13 protein-coding genes are annotated in these 18,637 nt (G+C 68.8%); 8 read left to right on the top strand and 5 right to left on the bottom strand.

The annotated features are described in order from the left end of the window. Positions 1-98: 98 nt before the first annotated feature. Complete coding sequence (locus tag HUA75_RS26530; protein WP_141648846.1) at positions 99-1,244, bottom strand: AAA family ATPase; 1,146 nt, start codon at positions 1,242-1,244, stop codon at positions 99-101. Positions 1,245-1,458: 214 nt separating this feature from the next. Here HUA75_RS26530 and HUA75_RS26525 point away from each other — a divergent pair, with 214 nt between their 5' ends. The 7 genes from HUA75_RS26525 to HUA75_RS26495 all read left to right on the top strand — a co-directional run bounded on the left by HUA75_RS26525 (position 1,459) and on the right by HUA75_RS26495 (position 11,079). Next, entirely contained in the window at positions 1,459-1,956 is a 498-nt protein-coding gene (locus tag HUA75_RS26525; protein ID WP_174467168.1) for a hypothetical protein, read from the top strand. Positions 1,957-2,086: 130 nt separating this feature from the next. Next, positions 2,087-3,949, top strand: coding sequence for a malto-oligosyltrehalose trehalohydrolase (treZ, locus tag HUA75_RS26520; RefSeq protein WP_174487951.1), 1,863 nt, complete (start codon positions 2,087-2,089; stop codon positions 3,947-3,949). 312 nt (positions 3,950-4,261) lie between these two features. Beyond that, the gene (locus HUA75_RS26515) at positions 4,262-5,497 is read left to right on the top strand and encodes a discoidin domain-containing protein (RefSeq protein WP_174487950.1); all 1,236 of its coding nucleotides are present in this window, start codon (positions 4,262-4,264) and stop codon (positions 5,495-5,497) included. Between the two features lie 208 nt (positions 5,498-5,705). Further along, positions 5,706-7,136 carry a M20 family metallopeptidase gene (locus HUA75_RS26510; RefSeq protein WP_141648488.1) on the top strand — a complete coding sequence of 477 codons (1,431 nt, stop codon included), beginning with the start codon at positions 5,706-5,708 and terminating at the stop codon, positions 7,134-7,136. Between the two features lie 103 nt (positions 7,137-7,239). Beyond that, entirely contained in the window at positions 7,240-8,574 is a 1,335-nt protein-coding gene (locus tag HUA75_RS26505) for an AHH domain-containing protein (RefSeq protein ID WP_174487949.1), read from the top strand. Between the two features lie 19 nt (positions 8,575-8,593). Beyond that, positions 8,594-9,169: an imm11 family protein gene (locus HUA75_RS26500; RefSeq protein WP_174487948.1), complete on the top strand. Its 576-nt coding sequence runs from the start codon at positions 8,594-8,596 to the stop codon at positions 9,167-9,169. 326 nt (positions 9,170-9,495) lie between these two features. Beyond that, positions 9,496-11,079 (top strand): carboxylesterase/lipase family protein, encoded by a 1,584-nt coding sequence (locus tag HUA75_RS26495; RefSeq protein ID WP_174487947.1) that lies wholly within the window; start codon positions 9,496-9,498, stop codon positions 11,077-11,079. 27 nt (positions 11,080-11,106) lie between these two features. On the opposite strand, the gene HUA75_RS26490 is transcribed toward HUA75_RS26495, so the two are convergent. From HUA75_RS26490 to HUA75_RS26480, 3 genes are all read right to left on the bottom strand, one after another. After that, positions 11,107-12,750, bottom strand: a complete 1,644-nt coding sequence (locus tag HUA75_RS26490) for a serine/threonine-protein kinase (protein WP_174487946.1) — start codon at positions 12,748-12,750, stop codon at positions 11,107-11,109. Positions 12,751-12,849: 99 nt separating this feature from the next. After that, on the bottom strand, positions 12,850-13,611 hold the full coding sequence (locus HUA75_RS26485; protein WP_141648493.1) for an ABC transporter permease: 762 nt from the start codon (positions 13,609-13,611) through the stop codon (positions 12,850-12,852). Positions 13,612-13,697: 86 nt separating this feature from the next. Continuing rightward, entirely contained in the window at positions 13,698-14,639 is a 942-nt protein-coding gene (locus HUA75_RS26480; protein WP_141649503.1) for an ABC transporter ATP-binding protein, read from the bottom strand. A gap of 304 nt (positions 14,640-14,943) precedes the next feature. Between HUA75_RS26480 and HUA75_RS26475 the strand changes: the two genes are divergently transcribed. After that, a complete protein-coding gene (locus HUA75_RS26475) occupies positions 14,944-17,940 on the top strand; it encodes a carboxypeptidase-like regulatory domain-containing protein (protein ID WP_174487945.1) in 2,997 nt (998 codons plus the stop codon). Positions 17,941-18,015: 75 nt separating this feature from the next. On the opposite strand, the gene HUA75_RS26470 is transcribed toward HUA75_RS26475, so the two are convergent. Further along, positions 18,016-18,447, bottom strand: a complete 432-nt coding sequence (locus HUA75_RS26470; protein ID WP_141648595.1) for a hypothetical protein — start codon at positions 18,445-18,447, stop codon at positions 18,016-18,018. Between the last annotated feature and the right edge of the window lie 190 nt (positions 18,448-18,637).

The raw sequence follows: 18,637 nt of genomic DNA, 5'->3' as shown, positions 1-18,637 counted from the left end.
CCGTAAGGCGCGTGCGGGCTGGATGAGAGACAGGCCCGCCTTCCTGCTCGCCACACGAGCCGCCGTCGGGCTCCCGGTGGCCCGCTGGCCCGAACTGGCTACTCGGTGAGGGAGCGCACCGCGTCGCCTTCCAGCACCAGGCGCACGGTGGAGGCGGTGCCCTGTCGGCCGAAGTGCTCGTAGGCGGTCTGCTCCAGCAGCGGGCCCAGCGTGGTGCGCAGGCCGCGCGCGCCCGTCTCGCGCTTGAGCGCGCGCGCCACGATGTGCTCGCGCACGGAGGGCTCCACCAGCAGGCGCAGGCCCTCCTGCTCGAACTCGCGCTCGTAGGAGCGCAGCACGTGGTTCTGGAGGATGTCGCCCAGCGTGGCCGCGTCCAGCGGCGTGAAGGAGACCAGCCGGTTGAAGCGGCCGATGAGCTCCGGGATGAAGCCGTAGCGCGCGAAGGCCGTCGTCTGCTCCAGTTGCTCCTGGGTGACGGCCACGGCGATGGACTCCTCGCGCGCATGTTGGGGCTCACGGCCGAAGCCCAGGTGTTCGGTGCGCGTCATGCCCTCCGCCGTGGCGCGCAGCCCGCTGAAGGCGCCGCAGGCGATGAACGTCAGACAGGACAGCTCCAGGGTGTCCGGCTGGAGCCGGCTGGTGAAGCCGAAGTCCGGGGGGAAGTCCGCGCTGGCGGCGGACAGCAGATGCAGGAGGCTGCGCTGCACGCCGAAGCCGCTGACGTCCTTGGTGGTCTGTTGTCCCGCGAAGCGGCTGTCGGAGCGACTGGTGGCGAGCTTGTCGAACTCGTCCATGCAGATGACGCCGCACGCGGCCCAGTCCGAGTCCTTGTCCGCGACTTCATACAGGCGCGACAGGAGCGTGTTGACGTCGTCGCCCACATAGCCCGTCTCGGAGAACTGGGTGGCGTCCGCCAGCACCGTGGGCACGGCGAGGATTTCGCGGAACAACAGCTCCACGAGGAACGTCTTGCCGGAGCCGGTGGGCCCCAGGAACATGCAGTTCTCCCGCATGCCCGGCTCGGGCGCGAGCCCCTCCAGGTGCAGCCTGCGGATGCGGCGCAGGTGGCGGTAGGCCAGCACGGAGGCCGCGCGCCGCGCCTCCTCCTGTCCCCGGTAGCCCAGGTCCGTGAGTCGCGCGTCGATTTCGCGGGGGGACAGGACCTCGATGGCCGCGACCCGCTCGCGGACATCCTCACCGCGAGGGACGGGCCGTGACTCCAGGCCATGGCGGGCGACAGTCATTCCAGGCGGCTCCAAGGGAGGGGGGACCGGAAGGCTTCCGGGCCGGGCCGCATCATCCTGGCGGCCCGCTGCGTCCACAAGCAGGCCGACGACCTCGTGTCTCACGCGCTCGCGACACCGGCCCGTGGAGCGACTCACGGAGGGCCCCCTCGCGGGACGGGCGAGCGGGCACGGACGACTGCGCGCGCCGGGACAGGCTGCATAGCGTCCGGGGATGAGCCTTTCGACGCCAGTCACCACCCCCCTCGCGCTCGTGACGGAGCGCCGCAAGCTGCGCGAGTGGCGCTTGCTGTTCACCCGCCTTCCCACCCCCACCCGGGACTCGCTGCCGGGCCGCTACCGGGCGGAGCTGTTGGGGCCCGCCTGGTTCCAGGGCTTCGCGCACCGGTTGCTCGGCGTCCTGGGGATGCGCGGCTGGTGGGGCAAGGACATCGCCCCTGGAGGACGCGAGGGGGCCAATCTGGTGAACCGCGTGGGCGGCGTGTGGCGGGCCGTGCCGCTGGTGCTGCGCGAGGGGACGTCGCGGGTGGACGGGCGCACCTCGCTCCAGGTGGAGTACACGCCGGAGGTGGGGTGGCAGTGGCGTCCCTTCGTGGACGAGCTGCGCTGGCTGGAGGGGCGCACGCTGCTGGCGATGACCCATCTGGAGTTGCCGGTGCTCCGCCGCCTCACGTTCCCCTTCCTGTTGCACCGCGAGCCCTCGACTCCCTGAGTGGGCGGCCGACGTGAGGGGCCCCTCATCGCGTGAACGCCCACCCGTGAACATCTCTCATGGGAGAGTGGGCCTCGTCCGCGCACAAGTGCTCCCCTGATGCGTGCGGGCGCATTACAGGAACACGAACATGGGTGCTCTGGCGGAGAAGGCGGACGCGAAGCAGGCGAAGGTTCCCTCGCTGGGTGCGTGGGTGGAAGCGGGCCCGAGGGTGCGGTGGCGGGTCTGGGCTCCCGGACACCCACGCGTGGAGGTGGTGCTGCACGACGCGCGCGGCGAGCCGGGGCGCGTGCTGCCGATGACTCCGGAGCGCGATGGCTATTTCGTCGCGGTGCTGGAGGGGCAGGGCGCGGGCGTGCTCTACAAGCTGCGCGTGGACGGCGCGGGGCCATTCCCAGACCCATGGTCCCGCTCGCAGCCCGGGGGCGTGCACGGCCCTTCGGAAGTCGTGGTGCCGGACTTCGCGTGGACGGACTCGGGCTGGAAGGGCGTGGAGCCCCAGGCGCTCGTCCTCTACGAGGTCCACGTGGGCACCGCCACGCCCGAGGGGACCTTCGAGGCGCTCATCCCCAAGCTGCCCGGTCTCAAGGAGCTGGGCATCACCGCGCTGGAGCTGCTGCCGGTGGCCAGCTTCCCCGGTACGCGCAACTGGGGCTACGACGGCGTGGACCTCTTCGCGCCCGCGCACGTGTACGGCGGGCCGAGGGGACTGCGCGCGCTGGTGGACGCCGCGCACGCGCAGGGCCTGGGCGTGGTGCTGGACGCCGTCTACAACCACTTCGGTCCGGACGGGAACTACCTGCGCGCGTACTCGCCGCACTACTTCACCGGACGCCACCACACGCCGTGGGGCGACGCGGTGAACTACGACGGCAAGGACAGCCGGCCCGTGCGGGAGATGGTGCTCTCCAACGTGGAGATGTGGATTCGCGACTACCACCTGGACGGCCTGCGGCTGGACGCGGCGCACGCCATCCTCGATGAGACACAGCCCCACCTGCTCACCGAAATCGCCGAGCGCGCCCGGGCCAGCGCGCCGGGGCGGCGAGTCGTCCTCATCGCCGAGGATGAGCGCAACGAGCGCCGCCTCATGCTGCCCGCGTCCGACGGAGGCCACGGGCTGGACGGCGTCTGGGCGGATGACTTCCATCACCAGATGCGGCGCGCCTTCGCGGGTGACAGCGAGAGCTACTTCCAGGACTACACGGGCAGCGCGGAGGACCTGGCGCGCACGCTGCGCCAGGGGTGGTTCTACGAGGGCCAGGTGTCGAAGAACCAGGGACATGCGCGGGGCACGCGCGCGGAGGGCCTGGAGCCGTGGCGCTTCGTGCACTGCCTCCAGAATCATGACCAGGTGGGCAACCGCGCGCTGGGCGAGCGCCTGGGCCACGACGTGTCCCCCGCGGCCTTCCGCGCGATGAGCACGCTGCTGCTGTCGTCGCCCTACACGCCGCTGCTCTTCATGGGACAGGAGTGGAACGCGAGCACGCCGTTCCTCTACTTCACGGACCACCACGAGGAGCTGGGGCGGCTCGTCACCGAGGGGCGGCGCAAGGAGTTCGCGGGCTTCGCTCGCTTCGCGGGTGAGCAGGTGCCGGACCCGCAGGCCGAGGACACCTTCGCGCGCTCCCGGCTTGACTGGAGCGAGGCCCAGGAGCCGGAGCACGCGGGCATCCGTGTGCTCTACCGCGAGCTGCTCCGCCTGCGCGCGATGGACTCCGTGATGCGGGAGGCCCGGCGCGGCGCATATGACGCGCGGGCCGTGGGGCCTCGGGCGCTGGTGCTGGAGCGGCGAGGGGGCGGGCAGGTGCTCCAGGTGCTGCTCGGCCTGGGCGGGACGGTGGAGCACCGCGTCCCTCCCGACGCCGAAGTGGTGTTGTGGAGCGAGGAGCCGCGCTTTGGCGGCGACACGCGGACGCCGCCGCTTCAGGACGGAGTCGTGCGCCTGGAAGGGCCGTCCGCCGTCGTGTTGCGCTTCAAGAGCCAGCAGTAGCTGCCCTGGCGTGCGGACGACCGCGGGCCCGCCCGAGGGCGTCGATGATGGGAATGACCTGTCGACCCCTCGGGTATTGGCGCCCGCAGGTTCCGAACGTTGAGTCATCAACACCGTGGGCGACGTGCCGCGAGGAGACCCTGAGCTCCCTGGCGCGAGTCGACGGAGGAAAGCCAACGCGCCGCGGGGGGAACGCGGCGTGCCAGGGCGGCGCTGTCCGTCCGGTGGGTCGTGGCCCTCGGTGGCCTCACTCGAGGTAGCAACTTGAATCCACACCACAGGACCTCATCCCGGCTGGGATTTCGCTGGCGCATGCCGTGCGGTGCGCTCGCGCTGATGGCCTTCGCGCTCTCCACGCCCGTGCTGGCCGCCGGCGGCTTCGTCGCCGTCACCGCCAGTGGGCATGACGGCAACGTGCCCGCCAACGCCATCGACGGAAACACCGCCACGCGCTGGTCCAGCGATGGCGTGGGACAGTGGCTTCGTGGCGACCTGGGCGCCGCGAAGTCGGTGAGCGCGGTGGACATCGCCTGGTTCCGGGGCAACGAGCGCGTCAGTCACTACGTCATCTCCACCTCCACGGATGGCGCCGCCTGGACGCAGGTGTCCTCGGGCAGTTCGTCCGGAAAGAGCACGGCGTTCGAGCGCGTCTCCTTCTCGCCGGTGAACGCGCGCTACGTGCGCATCACCGTCAATGGCAGCACGATGAACACCTGGGCGAGCATCTCCGAGCTTTCGGCCATCACCACCGACACCGGGACGCCGCAGCCCACGGGCAAGGACAAGTTCGGCGTGACGATGCTCTACCCCTCGAAGAGCGGGGGCGAGGCGTGGGCGCTGGCGGACAACGCGACGTCCGATGCGCGCTTCAATCCGCAGAAGACCATCACCCGTAACTCGGACGGCTCCTGGAAGATGAAGAACAGCGCGGTGCGGCTGCTCGTCTACACCTCCACCGGCTACGACGACCGGAAGATTCCCACGTATGACCGGGACGTGCTGGCGAGCCGGGGCTACATGCAGGCGGCCAATGACTGGCGCAACGTGGAGATGACGGGCTTCGTGAAGCTCAACGCCACGTCGGATGCGAAGGACAACTTCGACTGGTACGCGCGCGGCGGCAAGCACAACGACGACCACTCCGGCTGCGAGGGCAGCAGCTACAAGGCGGGCCTGCACTATGACGGCCGCGCGCGCTGGCAGAAGGAGACGTGGCACGTCTCCTACGAGCAGGCCTCCTACAAGACGGCGACGTCGGCGCTGAAGGGCCGCTGGGTGGGCTTCAAGGCGGTGATGCGCAACACCACCGTGAGCGGCAAGGAGGCGGTGCGGCTGGAGATGTACGTCAACGAGAACGCCGACAAGGTGACGTGGAAGAAGGTCTACGACATGGTCGACTCAGGGAGCTGGGGCGGTGATGCGCAGCACTGCGGCGGCGCCACCGGGGCCATGCCGATTACGTGGGGAGGTCCCATCGCCACGTTCCGCTGGGACAACGCCACCGACGTGGACTTCAAGTGGTTGACGGTCCGCGAAATCCAGCCGTGACGCCCAGGCGCTGACGCGGTGCTTCCAGGAGGGCGCGAGGGGCGGTGGCTCCTCGCGCCCTCGGTTCGTTGGAGGGCTTTTCGACAGGCCCACAGATGGAGGCCATCAGGCCAGGCGCGGGCGGGGCCGGTGGGGCGAGGCGCTACCGGCTTCAGTTGGGGTTTGTCGGTGTCGACAGGGGCGGCGTCCCGTGCTCAGCATCGCGGCCATGAATGTCCAGACCGCCACCGAGTCCTCCGACCGCATCTGGGAGAAGGAAATCCTCCCGGCGCTCGAGCGCTACATCCGCATCCCCAACAAGTCGCCTGCCTTCGACCCGGACTGGGTGAAGGCCGGGCACATGGAAGCCGCCGTGCAGCTCGTCGCGGAGTGGTGCCGCGCGCAGGCGCCGCACCTGCCCGGCCTCACGCTGGAGGTCATCCGCCTCAAGGACGAGCAGGGGAAGGACCGCACGCCGGTCATCTACATGGAGGTGCCCGGCACGCGCGGCGACGACACCGTGCTGATGTACGGCCACCTGGACAAGCAGCCGGAGATGACGGGCTGGCGTGAGGGCCTGACGCCGTGGGCCCCCGTGCGCGAGGGCGACAAGCTCTACGGCCGTGGTGGCGCGGATGACGGTTACTCCGCCTTCGCGTCGCTGACGGCGCTGCGCCTCTTGCGCGAGCAGGGCGTGCCGCACGCGCGCTGCGTGGTGCTCATCGAGGCGTGCGAGGAGAGCGGCAGCTACGACTTGCCGGCGTACATTGAGGCGCTGGCGCCGCGCATCGGCAAGCCGTCGCTGGTGGTGTGTCTGGATTCAGGCTGCGCGAACTATGACCAGCTCTGGATGACGACGTCGCTGCGCGGAATGGTGGCGGGCAACCTGCGCGTGGACGTGCTCACGGAGGGTGTGCACTCCGGAGACGCGAGCGGAATCGTGGCCTCGTCCTTCCGCGTGCTGCGCCAGGTGCTGTCGAGGGTGGAGGAGGAGGGCACGGGCCGTGTGACGGTGCAGGGCCTGCACGTGGAGATTCCGAAGGAGCGGCGCGAGCAGGCGAGCGCGGCGGCGAAGGTGTTGGGTGAGGAGGTCTTCGGCAAGTTCCCGTGGATGCCGGGCATGCGGCCCATGTCGGACGACGGTGGGGAGCTGGTGCTCAACCGCACGTGGCGCCCGGCGCTGTCGGTGACGGGCGTGGACGGCATGCCTCCGCTGCAGAGCGCGGGCAACGTGTTGCGGCCCTTCACCACGGTGAAGCTGTCCATGCGCATTCCTCCGAGGCTGGAGCCGAAGTCGGCGCAGAAGGCGCTCAAGGACGCGCTGGAGAAGGATCCGCCGTACGGCGCAAAGGTGAGTTTCGAGGGTGACAAGGCCAGTGTCGGCTGGGATGCGCCGCCGCTCGCGAGCTGGCTGTCGCGCGCGGTGGAGTCCGCGTCCGGCACGTACTTCGGCCGGCCGGCCATGGCCATGGGCGAGGGCGGCACCATCCCCTTCATGGGCATGCTGGGTGAGCGCTTCCCTGAGGCGCAATTCCTTATCACCGGTCTGTTGGGCCCGGGCAGCAACGCGCACGGCCCCAACGAGTTCCTGCATGTCCCCACCGGCAAGAAGCTGACGTGCTGCGTGGCCAGCGTCATCGCGGACCACTTCAAGCGCTGACGTGGACCCAGGTGGCCCGAGGTACGCCTCGGGTCGCCTGTCAGTGTCGTCTGGTATTGCCGGGTGGGCCCGCCTCGCCGCGGGCCTCTCGCCAGGGCCTACCATGACGCTTCGTTGGGTGGTGTCGCTGCTCCTGTTGATGGCTGTCACTGGATGCGCGACGGGCCGAGTCGTGCGGCTGGAGACCGGGGAGGACTCCTTCCTCGTCACTCCTCGCGAGGAGCCTGACGCGGAAGTGAGTGCGGCGGTACTCGAAGACGACGAATTCGAGGAGGCCCTCACCGAGCTGGCACGGGATGTTCCTCCCTCTCGTAATCCCATGCAGGTCGCGCGGGAGCGCTTCGGCGTTCCGTCCCGGAGTGGAGTGTATGGGTATGAGCGTGATTCCTCGCGACTCATCCCCCAGCGTGGAGGGGATGTGGATGGGCCTCGTCTGTTGGAGGACTACGCGGATGAAGCGCTGACGCGTGCCTACGGCCAGTGGTGCAAGCGGAAGGACCGACCCGGGGACTGCTTGCGCCTGCTGGACGAGGGCCCCCTGCTGGCCAGCGATGGCAAGTACACCTGGGCCCTGGCCATCGCCATGGACTCGGTGTGGGAGGAGACCTCCGAAGCACTGGAGGGTATGACGGACCCCCAGGCAGTCGTGGCTGGCATCGCCGCCTCCGCGACGATGTACCTGCTCTTGTGGTCGCTGCCCGAGCCGGTGAGTAAAGGCGTGGCGGCCACCTTGACGGCCTGCCTCATCGCCTACCTGGGCGTGGACACGGTGTGGAGCATGCTGGACGGGTGGCTGACGCTGGTGCGCCAGGTGGATACGGCGACGAGTTTCGAGCAACTCCATGCGGCGGGTGAGGCGTACGGCGAGGTGCTCGGGGAGAACGCGGCGCGCGTCTTCGTCATGCTGGCCACGGTGGCCATTGGGAGCACAGCGGGGCTGGCGGCGAAGTCAGTGGGGTTGCCGGGCTCCGCCCAGGCTGCCATGGCCGTGGAGTCCCAGGCGGGATTTCAGTACGCGGTCGTGGGCAGCGTGAGTTCGGTCGCCTTGACGGCGGAGGGGTTCACCATCGCGCTCGCTCCGAATGCCGTGGCCATGGCGAGCCGGGGAGGGCGTAGCGAGCGTCATCACATCGCCACGAACAAGAACGATGTCTCCGCCGCGCGCGGCGGGCCCTGGACGCCAAGATTCAGGGAGTTGTTCACACGAGCCGGGATGAAGTTGAAGGACCCCGAGAATGTTGTCGAAGTCGTGGGCCACAAGGGGCCGCATCCGCAGCGGTATCACGAGTACGTCTATCGACGACTGAGGTCGGCCTTGGGAGAGTGCCGCAAGGTGGAAGAGTGCCGGAAGGCCCTCACGAGTGAGCTACGCAAGCTCGCAAGTGAAGCGCAGACCCCAGGTACCAAAATCCACGGCTTTTTGACTCGGGACCCGTGAGGACTCTAGGAAGTCCACCATGCCGAATCCGTCGCGATACTACATGCTCAGAGAAGACGTGCGGGGTGGGTATTGGTACCTGGGAGACCCGCTCGATGAGACGGGCACCGAGGTTGAAGACATCTGGCAGTTCGCCCGGGGGCGGCCCATCCAGCATGCGGGTCGCCTGAAGTTTCCCATCAGTGAGCCTGGAAAGTGGTTGGATTTCTGTACGGCGGGAGTTGGCATGGCTCCAATTGTCCATGTCCGAGTGGCCAACCTCTTCGCGGAGCTGGCGCCCGATGATGTGCAATTGATTCCCGTCGATGTCGAAGGACGCCCGGAACAGCATGTCATGCTCGTCGCCACGAAGCTGATCCGCTGCATCGATGACGAAGCCTCGGAAGAGATACTGTATTGGAAGCCCGAGGACGAGCGGCCGGACAAGCTCGGCCAGTACCGCAGCGTCTACGGGATGCGGATCGACCGCACGAAGGTGGGCGGCGCAAAGGTCTTCCGCACCTGGGGGTGGGAGATTGCCCTCATCGTCTCCGAGGACCTCAAGCTGGCCCTGGAACGCGCCAAGGTCACAGGGGCGAAGTTCGAGGAAGTCTGAGCGGCGGGTGCGGGCCTCACCGGAAGTGTCACATTCAGACGACACGCGCGCCCCACGGGGCACCCTCTCCGCGCTTCGGCCGACAGTCGCCAGGGCCCCCAGGGAGGTGCGTCACACCGGCTCTGTTTCATAACCCGCGCTTGGGCTGAACCTCTCGCCACGCGGGTTGCTAGACATTGCGGCGAAATTCTATGTCACGCACCCCACCCGGACGGTGGTCAGGCGATTCGCTCGCGTAGCTCCTCGACAGGTAGTCCCTCTCCTGGCTCCGACCGTGTGCCCCCGCACGTGGACACGTCCCCATTCACCCCCAACGGAGCCAGACAATGAATGTCATCAAGACACCCCCGGTCACCACCAAGGAAGGCCAGCTGCTAGGCAAGGTGGAAGGGAAGGTTTCCGTTTTCAAGGGCATCCCCTACGCGAAGCCCCCCGTGGGCGACCTCCGCTGGCGCGAGCCCCAGCGCATCCCCGCGTGGACCGGCCCTCGCGAGGCGCTCGACTTCGGTCCCTCCGCGCTCCAGTCGCGCGAGGCCTGCATCGCGGGCGGCGGCGGTGACCCCGGGAAGATGGCCGAGGACTGCCTCTACCTCAACGTCTGGACACCCAAGACGGACCCGGGCGCGAAGCTGCCCGTGCTGTTCTGGATTCACGGCGGCGCCTTCATCATCGGCACGGGCCGCGTGCCCCCCTATGACGGCACGCAGCTCGCCGCCCGCGACGTGGTGCTCGTCACCTTCAACTACCGCCTGGGACACCTGGGCTTCTTCATGCACCCGGAGCTGGAGAAGGAGAACCCGGGCGGCCCGGCCAACTTCGGCATCCTGGACCAGATGCTCGCGCTGGAGTGGGTGAGGAACAACATCGCCCAGTTCGGAGGAGACCCCAGCAACATCACCATCATGGGCCAGTCCGCCGGCGCCAAGAGTGTGCTGGCGTTCTTCACCTCACCGCTCATCCGGGAGAAGAACCCCTTCCGCCGCGGCGTGGCCATGAGCTCCTACGTGCTCCAGGAGAAGTCCGTGGCCGACGCGAAGCTCGCGGGCGTGGCCTTCGCCCACCATCAGGGCGTCCCCTGGCAGCAGGCCACCATGGAGAAGCTGCGCAAGCTGGACCCGGAGAAGTTCTGGGCGCTCCCCTCGGACAGCGGCAACGCGCCCAGCCCCATCTACGGGGACTCGGTGCTCCCCCAGACGATTCGCGCCAGCTTCGAGGCGGGCTCGCAGCTCAAGCTGCCGCTCATCCTCGGCAGCACGAGCGATGACTCGAGCGTGGTGTCCTCGTTCGGCATCGACCCGGCCACCATCATCGAGAAGCTGGGCCCCCTGGGCGAGATGATTCGCCAGCTCTACCCCGACGTGAATGACGACCGGGAGATTGGCCGGCGGATGTGCCGCGACTTCGTCTTCTCCGTCACGCCGCGCCACCTGGCGTCCTTCCACTCCCACCATGGGGCCCACGCCTGGCGCTACTACTTCGAGTACCGCGCGAAGATGCTCGCGCCCCGGCAGCCCCTGGGCGTGCCCCACGGCGGGGATGTCTCCTTCTTCCTGGAGACGGCGGACCACGTCCCGCCGACGGGAGACCTCTTCGGGGACGAGGACCGGAAGTTCACCAGCAACCTCGTGGACTCCCTGGTCCAGTTCCTGCGCACCGGCACGCCAGGGCCCGTGGGCGGCGTCGCCTGGAACGAGCACACGGCGGAGAGCGACAAGCTCTTGAGGTTGGATACCACCGTCAGGATGGTGGACAACTTCGAGGGGCCCATCCTGGACGTGGCCCAGATGGTCATGCCGCTCATCGACTCCTTCGCCAAGCCGCCTCCGCCCGCGCTGCCGAAGGCGTCTTCGACTTCGTCGACGTCGTCGACGGCCGCGAAGGGCAAGCCGCGTCCGCAGGCCACCCCCTAAGAGGGCCCGCGGACCCGGGCCGCCGCCTCAGCGGCCCGTCTTGATGCCCAGGTTCCCACCCTGCTGGGAATTCCCGGGGCGCTTGGTGCTCGTGGAGCCAGGGGACTTGCCGCCCTGGCGCCGCAGCTCCAGCCGCAGCTCGTCGTCGGCGGCGGAGACCTCGCGCGTCACCGGCTCGTAGCCGTTGAGCGCCAGCGTCACCGCCACCATGGGCGCGCCCTGTTCCAGCTCCAGCTTCATGGGCGTCACGCCGCGCTCCTCGCCGGCGATGCTCACCGTGGCGCCGGGCGGCTCGGTGATGACGGGCAGCTCCACCATCTTCACCGGCTCCGGCGTGGGCTTGGGTGGAGTCGGAGGCAGCTCGCGCTCCACGTGGACCGGCTGAGTCGTCGTCGTCACGGGCAGCGTCGCCGCGCCCGCCGGTCCGCGCAGGAAGATGACGGCCACGGCCGCCACCAGCAACCCCGCGCCCGCCGCGACGACGGGCACCCATGGAATGCGGCGCACCTCCGCGCTGGGCGCGCGCTCCATGGGTGCGGTGCCGCGCGTGCGGTCCTGCACCACGGGGCCTCCGACGGCGGCCGCCAGCTGCTGCCGCGAGCGTGTCCCCGGCGTGACGTTGCGAGGCTGCTGCCGCGACGCGGACGTGCGCCCGCCCGGGCCCCCCACGCCGCTGAGCGACGAGTTGGAGCGCGAGTCCAGGTCCGCGTCCTCCGCGAGCTGGTCCAGCTTCGCCGGGTCCGTCTCCGTGGAGATGCGGTCCGCGTACAGCTCCCGCAGGTACGCCGACAGGTGCGCGCTGCTGGAGGGCAGCCGCAGGTTGAGCGTGTAGTCCTCCAGCGCCAACCGGAAGGCGCCGCAGTCCGGGTAGCGCTCGTCCGGTGTGGGCGCCAGCGCCTTGAGCACCACTTCGTCCAGGCCCGGCGGCAGCTTGGGGTTGAGCTGCGAGGGGCGCGGCACCTGGCAGTCCTTCACCAGCCGCAGCGTCATCAAGTCCGAGTCACCCTTGAAGAGCCGCTTGCCCGTCAGCATCTCCCACATGACGACGCCCAGCGCGAACAAGTCACTGCGCGCGTCGATGGCCAGGCCGCTCGCCTGCTCGGGGGACATGTAGGGGTATTTGCCCTTGAGGACGCCCGTCGCCGTGTTGGCGCTGCTGGTGGCAGCCTTGGCCACACCGAAGTCGATGACCTTCACGCCGCCGTCGAAGCCGACCAGGATGTTCTGCGGTGACACGTCGCGGTGTACCAGCCGCATGGGCCGGCCCTGGACGTCCCGCGCCTGGTGCGCGTAGTGGAGCCCCGCCGCGGCATCCGCGATGACGCGCAGAATCAATCCCACCGACATCGGCTTGTTCTGCGCCCGGGAGAACTTCTCCAGACGACGCACATCGTCACCCTGGACGTACTCCATGGCCAGGCAGTGCCGACCCTCAATCTGGGACAGGTCGAGGATGGTGATGAGGTTGGGGTGGGTGAGGCGGGCTACCAGCCCGGCCTCATCCAGGAACATGGAGAGGAACTCATCATCCTCCGCGAGGTGCGGGAGGATGAGTTTGAGGACCACCAGCCGCTCGAAGCCCGTTCCGTGCTCACGGGCCAGAAACACCTGTCCCATGCCTCCCGAGGCAATCTTCCGCAGCAACTCGTACTTACCGAATGGCACCGCCATGATGTGCTCGGGAGAATATCTCCCTTTCTCACCGTGCGGGAAATGACCGGTCGGCTGTCACCCCACATTGACACGGGACAGTGAAGGTCTGGGTGGGACTCACGCCTTCATCCTGTAACCCGAGCGGAGCACGAAGTACACGACGACGGTGGCCACCACGGCGACGCCGGCGAGGATGCCGCCGCCGAACAGCGGCGAGTACATGCTGCGGCCGAGCATGCCGTAGCGCAGCCCCTCCACCATGTAGACCATGGGGTTGAAGAGGCTGATGGTGTTCCAGGGCGCGGGCAGCTCGCGCACGGAATAGAAGACGCCGCCGAGGAACGTGAGCGGCAGCATGACGAAGGTGGGGAAGAAGTTGATCTGCTCGAACTTCTCCGCCCACACGGCGGCGAGCATGCCCAGCACGCTGAAGACGTAGGAGGCGATGAGCAGGAAGTACACGGCCACCCACGCGTGCTCCAGGCTGAAGCCGGTGAAGGCGCCCGCCACGGCCCAGGTCAGGCCGCCGACGACGAGGCCGCGCACCATGGCGCCGCCGATGAAGCCCGCCATCAGCTCCCCGGGCCCCAGGGGTGCCACCAGCAGGTCCACCACCGTGCCCTGAATCTTGGTGATGAACAGCGACGACGAGCTGTTGAGGAACGCGTTGTTGGCGATGCCCAGGAAGACGAGGCCCGGCACGATGAAGTGCAGGTAGGGCGAGCCCTCCACCTCGTGGACGCGGCCGGAGATGCTGTAGCCGAAGACGATGAAGTACAGCGTGGTGCTGATGAGCGGTGAGAGGACGGTCTGCCCCGGCACTCGCATGAAGCGCCGGACCTCCTTCACGAACAGCGTCTGCATCCCGAGGACGTTCATGGTGGTGTCTTTGCGTGGCGCACGCCGCCTTCGCGCGCCCGTGACGGGCCTCGCGGTGGGGCGGGGGCGCGGAAGAAGGGAAGGGGTCAGGCGGCCTGGGGCGAGGGACGTCCCCGGAGGACTTCCAGCAGCACGTCCTCCAGGCGGGAGCGACGCGTCTCCACGTCGGCGATGGGCAGGCCCTCCGCGTACAGCACGCGCAGCAGGTCTCCGGCGGGGGCCACGCCCTCGCGCTCCACGTAGGTGAGCGAGCGGCCGTCCTCGGACAGGCGCGGCGTGAAGCGGCGCGTGGCCTCCGACAGCGTGGTCTGCGGCTCCTGGAAGGTGACGACCACGCGCTTCTCGCCGAAGCGGCGCAAGAGCGTGGCCTTGTTCTCCACCATCAGCAGGCGGCCCTCGTTGATGATGCCCACCCGGTCCGCCAGCTCCTCGGCCTCTTCCAGGTAGTGGGTGGTGAGAAGGATGGTGGTGCCCTCCGAGGCGAGCTTGCGCACGTACGTCCAGAGGTCGCGGCGCAGCTCCACGTCCACACCCGCGGTGGGCTCGTCCAGGAAGACGAGCTTGGGCTTGTGCACCAGCGCCTTGGCGATGAGCAGCCGGCGCTTCATGCCGCCGGAGAGCGCGCGCGTGAGCGAGTCCTTCTTGGTGTGCAGGTTGAGGGCGGTGAGCACCTCGTCCACCCGGGCCTCGTCCTGGCGCTGCCCGTAGAAGCCCAGTTGGATGCGCAAGGACTCCGCGACGGTGAAGAACGGGTCGAAGTTGATCTCCTGCGGCACCAGGCCCAGTTGGTAGCGCGGGCCCACCGGGTCCTGGTCCAAATCCTTCCCGAAGACGCGGATGGTGCCGGCCGTCTTGCGGACCAGGCCGCACACACTGCCAATCATCGTCGTCTTGCCCGCGCCGTTGGGCCCCAGCAACGCGAAGATTTCTCCGGGCTGGATGGTGAGGTCCATCTGCTGCAACGCGGTGAAGTCACCGTAGCGCTTGGTGAGCCCCGTGAGCTCGAGGGCGGGAGTGGGCGTCGACATGGCGCGCTTCTCCTAACACCTCGGACCTTCGCCGTCAGAACTCCCTGCCCCGCCATGGAGGGCGTCCGCTGCAGGTCTCGCCGGGTCGCACTCCGCGTGGCGGTTTGCGTCATGAAATAGTGGCTTTCCACAATGTTCTTGTTTTGACACGGTTGAGCCTCCACGCCGGCCCGGAGGTGGGGAGGCGCGGGAGTCCCCCGAGGGACGCGGCGCCCGAAACCGGGAGTCTTCCAACGGAAGCTGGGGGTACCTCATGCCAGGTCTGCAACGCGCGAGTGCGCGGGCGTTTTTCACTTTGAGTGTGATGGTGGTCGCGGTGGCGTGCAGTCGGGAGCCGGCCGCGCCTGTTCGCGCGGACACGACACGCGGTGTGGCGCAGGCGGCGCAGAACGATGGAGCGGAGGTGCACAACCACGTCTACACGCAGGCCTTCGGGTCGGGCTGGGCGGGGCGGGTGTATCTGCCCAACGTGGAGCTGTGGGTGCGCAACGTCGCGACCAGCGTGGACAGCGTGCACGTGTTCTCGGACGTGCATGGCTTCTTCGGGGTGCCGCGTCAGCCGGCGGGAACGTACCGGCTGTGCTGGAGCGCGCCGGGCTTCGTGAGCGGATGCCAGACGACGAACTTCAGCCTGGCGGACGAGACGTTCGTCATGCCCATCCACCTGCCGCTGGTGCCGGTGCGTCCGCTGGTGTGGGGACGGGCGCTCCTGCGCGATGGCTCGGTGCCCCTGTCGCGCAACAACTTCCTGGGCGTGAATGTCGCGGCGCGGGTGCGGCTGGTGAATCCGGCCACCAACGCCACGGTGTCCTCGGAGGTGCAGGTCAATGCCCTGGGCCAGTACGCGGTGGGTGATGCGCCTGCGGGAAGCTGGAACGTGGTGGCGCGGGTGGAGGCGGAGCTTGCGGCGGCGTCGGTGCAGGTGGGCAGCGTCGTGGTGCGGCGGGACCTGACGTTCCGCAACGCGCGGCCGGTGCTGCGCGCGCCGGTGGCGTGGCGGGGCACGCAGGCTGTGCGCAACGCGCAGCCGGGTGAAACGCTGCGACTGACTGCGCTGGCGAGCGATTCGGATGGTGACGCGCTCACGTGGCGCTGGGTGGCGTCCGCGGGCTCGGGCGCGGTGTCGGCGCAGCCCAACGCGGACGTGCTGTGGACACTGCCCTCGGCGCAGGGGCGCTTCAGCGTCTGGGCGGTGGCCTCCGACGGACGCGGTGGCGTGGCGACGAGCGAGGTGCGCGTGAGCACGCAGGGGCCGGTGGCGTACTTCGGCGGGCAGGTGCTCAACGCGCTGAACCAGCCGGTGGCCGGTGCGCGGGTGACGGTGGGAAACAAGGAGGCCATCACCAACGCTCGGGGCGGCTTCCAGCTCATGGTGGAGGAGTCGGCGCGGTACGTGCTCAACGTGCGCGCCACCGGCTTCCAGCTCCTGTCGCGCGTGCTGCTGGACCAGGCGCCGGACGGGCAGTACCGGTTGGTGCCCGCGCAGCGCTTCACGCTGATTCCCCAGGAGGAGATGACGCTGGAGGCGAGCGTGTCGGGCGACCAGCGCCCCGTGGTGCTCAGGCTCCAGGCCAACTCGCTGGTGGATGCGGAAGGCAATCCGGCGAACCAGCCGCTCACGGCGTGGCTCGCGCCGGTGGACCTGAGGGACCCGGAGGGCCGCATGCCCGGAGACCTGTCCGCGGTGACCCAAGAGGGCAACGTGGTGACGCTGACGAGCTTCGGCGCGCTGGACGTCAACATCTTCGATGACGAGGGCCGTCGCTTCAATCTGCGCAAGGAGACGCCCGCGCAGGTGTTCTTCCCTGTGGACCCGAGGCAGGCGGAGCTGCCCGCGGGCCTGCCCGAGTCCATGCCGCTGTGGTTCTACGACGAGAGCAAGGGCGTATGGGGCGAGGAGGGCACGCTGTTCCTGCAGGGGGACTCGTACGTGGGCGCGGTGCCGCACTTCTCCGTGTTCAACGCGGACATCGTCTCCACGGGCGCGGACTGCATGCGCGTGCACATCGACACCGGGCGGCTGCCGGTGCCGCTGACGGTGCGCCTCACCATCCCCAACGGGACCATCACCCCCACCGTGTACACCACCACCCTGGATGCGGCGCTCAACGCCGTCACCCGACTGCCGGCCAGCACCGTCATCAAAATCGAGGTGCTCGACTCCAACGGGCTGGTCATCAGCACCGCGACGGTGAACCCGACCACGGGGCCCGGCAACGCGGGCACCAACGACTTGACGGTGCCCTATCCGTACTCCGTCTGCACGTCGGACGTGACGCTGACCTTGGGCGTGCCCACCGGCACCGACTTCCTCAACAACTACGGCGATGGCTCCGCGGTGACGGCGGCGGCCTACTACGCGGCCATCGACCCGGGCAGCGCGAAGCTGACGCTGGCCACGTGGAAGACGCTCAACGGCTTCGGCGCGGACGACGCCACGGCCTACTACTTCAACAACGGGGACCTGGGCTTCGGGCGCAGCATGCACATGAAGCGCGCGGGAGCGAACCGGGCCTTCTATGTGACGAACCACGCCAGCGTGGACTTCGCCACCGCCAACGTGGCGCCCATCGCCACGGTGGCCATGGAGTACAGCCCGCATCCGACGCTGCCGGGCGCGCAGTACACGAAGTTCTACGTCTTCGACGCCGTGGGCAACCGCGTGGACCGCGCGGACCTGGACGGCAACGGCGACAAGTACGTGCCCCACCTGTGCAACGTCTGCCATGCCGGAGACCCGTTCTCCGCGGACCCGCGCGGGGACCTCAACGCCCGCTTCATCCCGTTCGACTTGGAGAGCTATCGCTACTCCACCATCGAATCGCCGCCCGTCAGCGGCATCTTCCCGTTCTCCCGCGCGAGCCAGGAGGCGCAGTTCCGGGAGCTGAACAAGGCGGTGCTGGAGACCAACGTGACGACGACCATCCAGGAGCTGGTGCAGGGCTGGTACGGCGGGGCCACGCTGCCCTCCGCGACGCAGAACTCCACCTACGTGCAGCCCAACTGGGCGCTGGCTGGCAAGACGAACGAGTACCTCCAGGTGCAGGGGCCGTCATGCCGCGCCTGCCACAGCACGCGTGAGAACCAGTTGAGCTGGCGGTACTGGAGCCTGGCGGGCACGAACAACGACTTCCAGGAGCGAGGCAGCATCTACTTCGCGGTGTGCTCGCCGTTCCGGCGCATGCCCCACGCCAAGCGCACGTACCAGAACTTCTGGCTGAGCACGACGCCGCACCAGCCCAACGTCCTGGGCAACGCGGGCATCTCCGGGTGGACGCCCGCCGACCCGTGCCCGTTCTGAGTCTCGGGTGAGGTGAAGCGGACCGACACCGCCTCCGGGGGTTACACCTCGGAGGCGGTGCGCGGTGTGTGCGCGTCAGGGCACGACGACGAAGCAGAAGAAGGACCGGGTGGCGGAGGCCGTGGCGCCCAGCGAGTCGGTGACGGTGAACTCCACCCGGGCCGTCACGTCCGGGTCGCAGAGCCCGCTGACCCGCGAGCTCGCCGTGTTGGTGGTCCACGAGGTGACGAGGCTGTGCGTGAGGCCCGTCCACGAATAGCTGTACGGGGGCGTGCCGCCGCTGGCGTTTCCGAGACACCGGAACGACGGGAAGGCGGTGGGGCTGGTGGCGCCCTGCGGGGTGCACAACGAGATGCTCGAGGCCAGCGGCGCCAGGGCCTGCTCACCCTGGGCAATGGCCGTCTCCTCCACCTCGTCGGGCCCCTCTTCCAGCGCGCCTCCACAGGCCACTGACAGCAGGGCCGCGGCCAGGACCAGGGGGAGATGGACGCTCGGCGAAACCTTCATGACTGCCTCCAGGGCAACGGGATGGAGGCGGGAGGCTAAGGGTGTAATTCAAACAATTCAATGAAGCCTGGATATTGATGGAATCGTTCAGTGCGGACCGAAGGCGCGGTTGACGAGGGCCCGGGTGCTTCGCGGCGGACGTCCGGTGCAGAGAGGGTGGGTGACCGCGGGACTCTCTCGCCTTGAGTGC

This window comes from Myxococcus sp. CA040A (assembly GCF_013336725.1).
Taxonomy (GTDB): domain Bacteria; phylum Myxococcota; class Myxococcia; order Myxococcales; family Myxococcaceae; genus Myxococcus; species Myxococcus llanfairpwllgwyngyllgogerychwyrndrobwllllantysiliogogogochensis.
The sequence above is the reverse complement of the archived record's forward strand: the minus strand, read 5'-3'. Positions and strand labels throughout refer to the sequence as shown.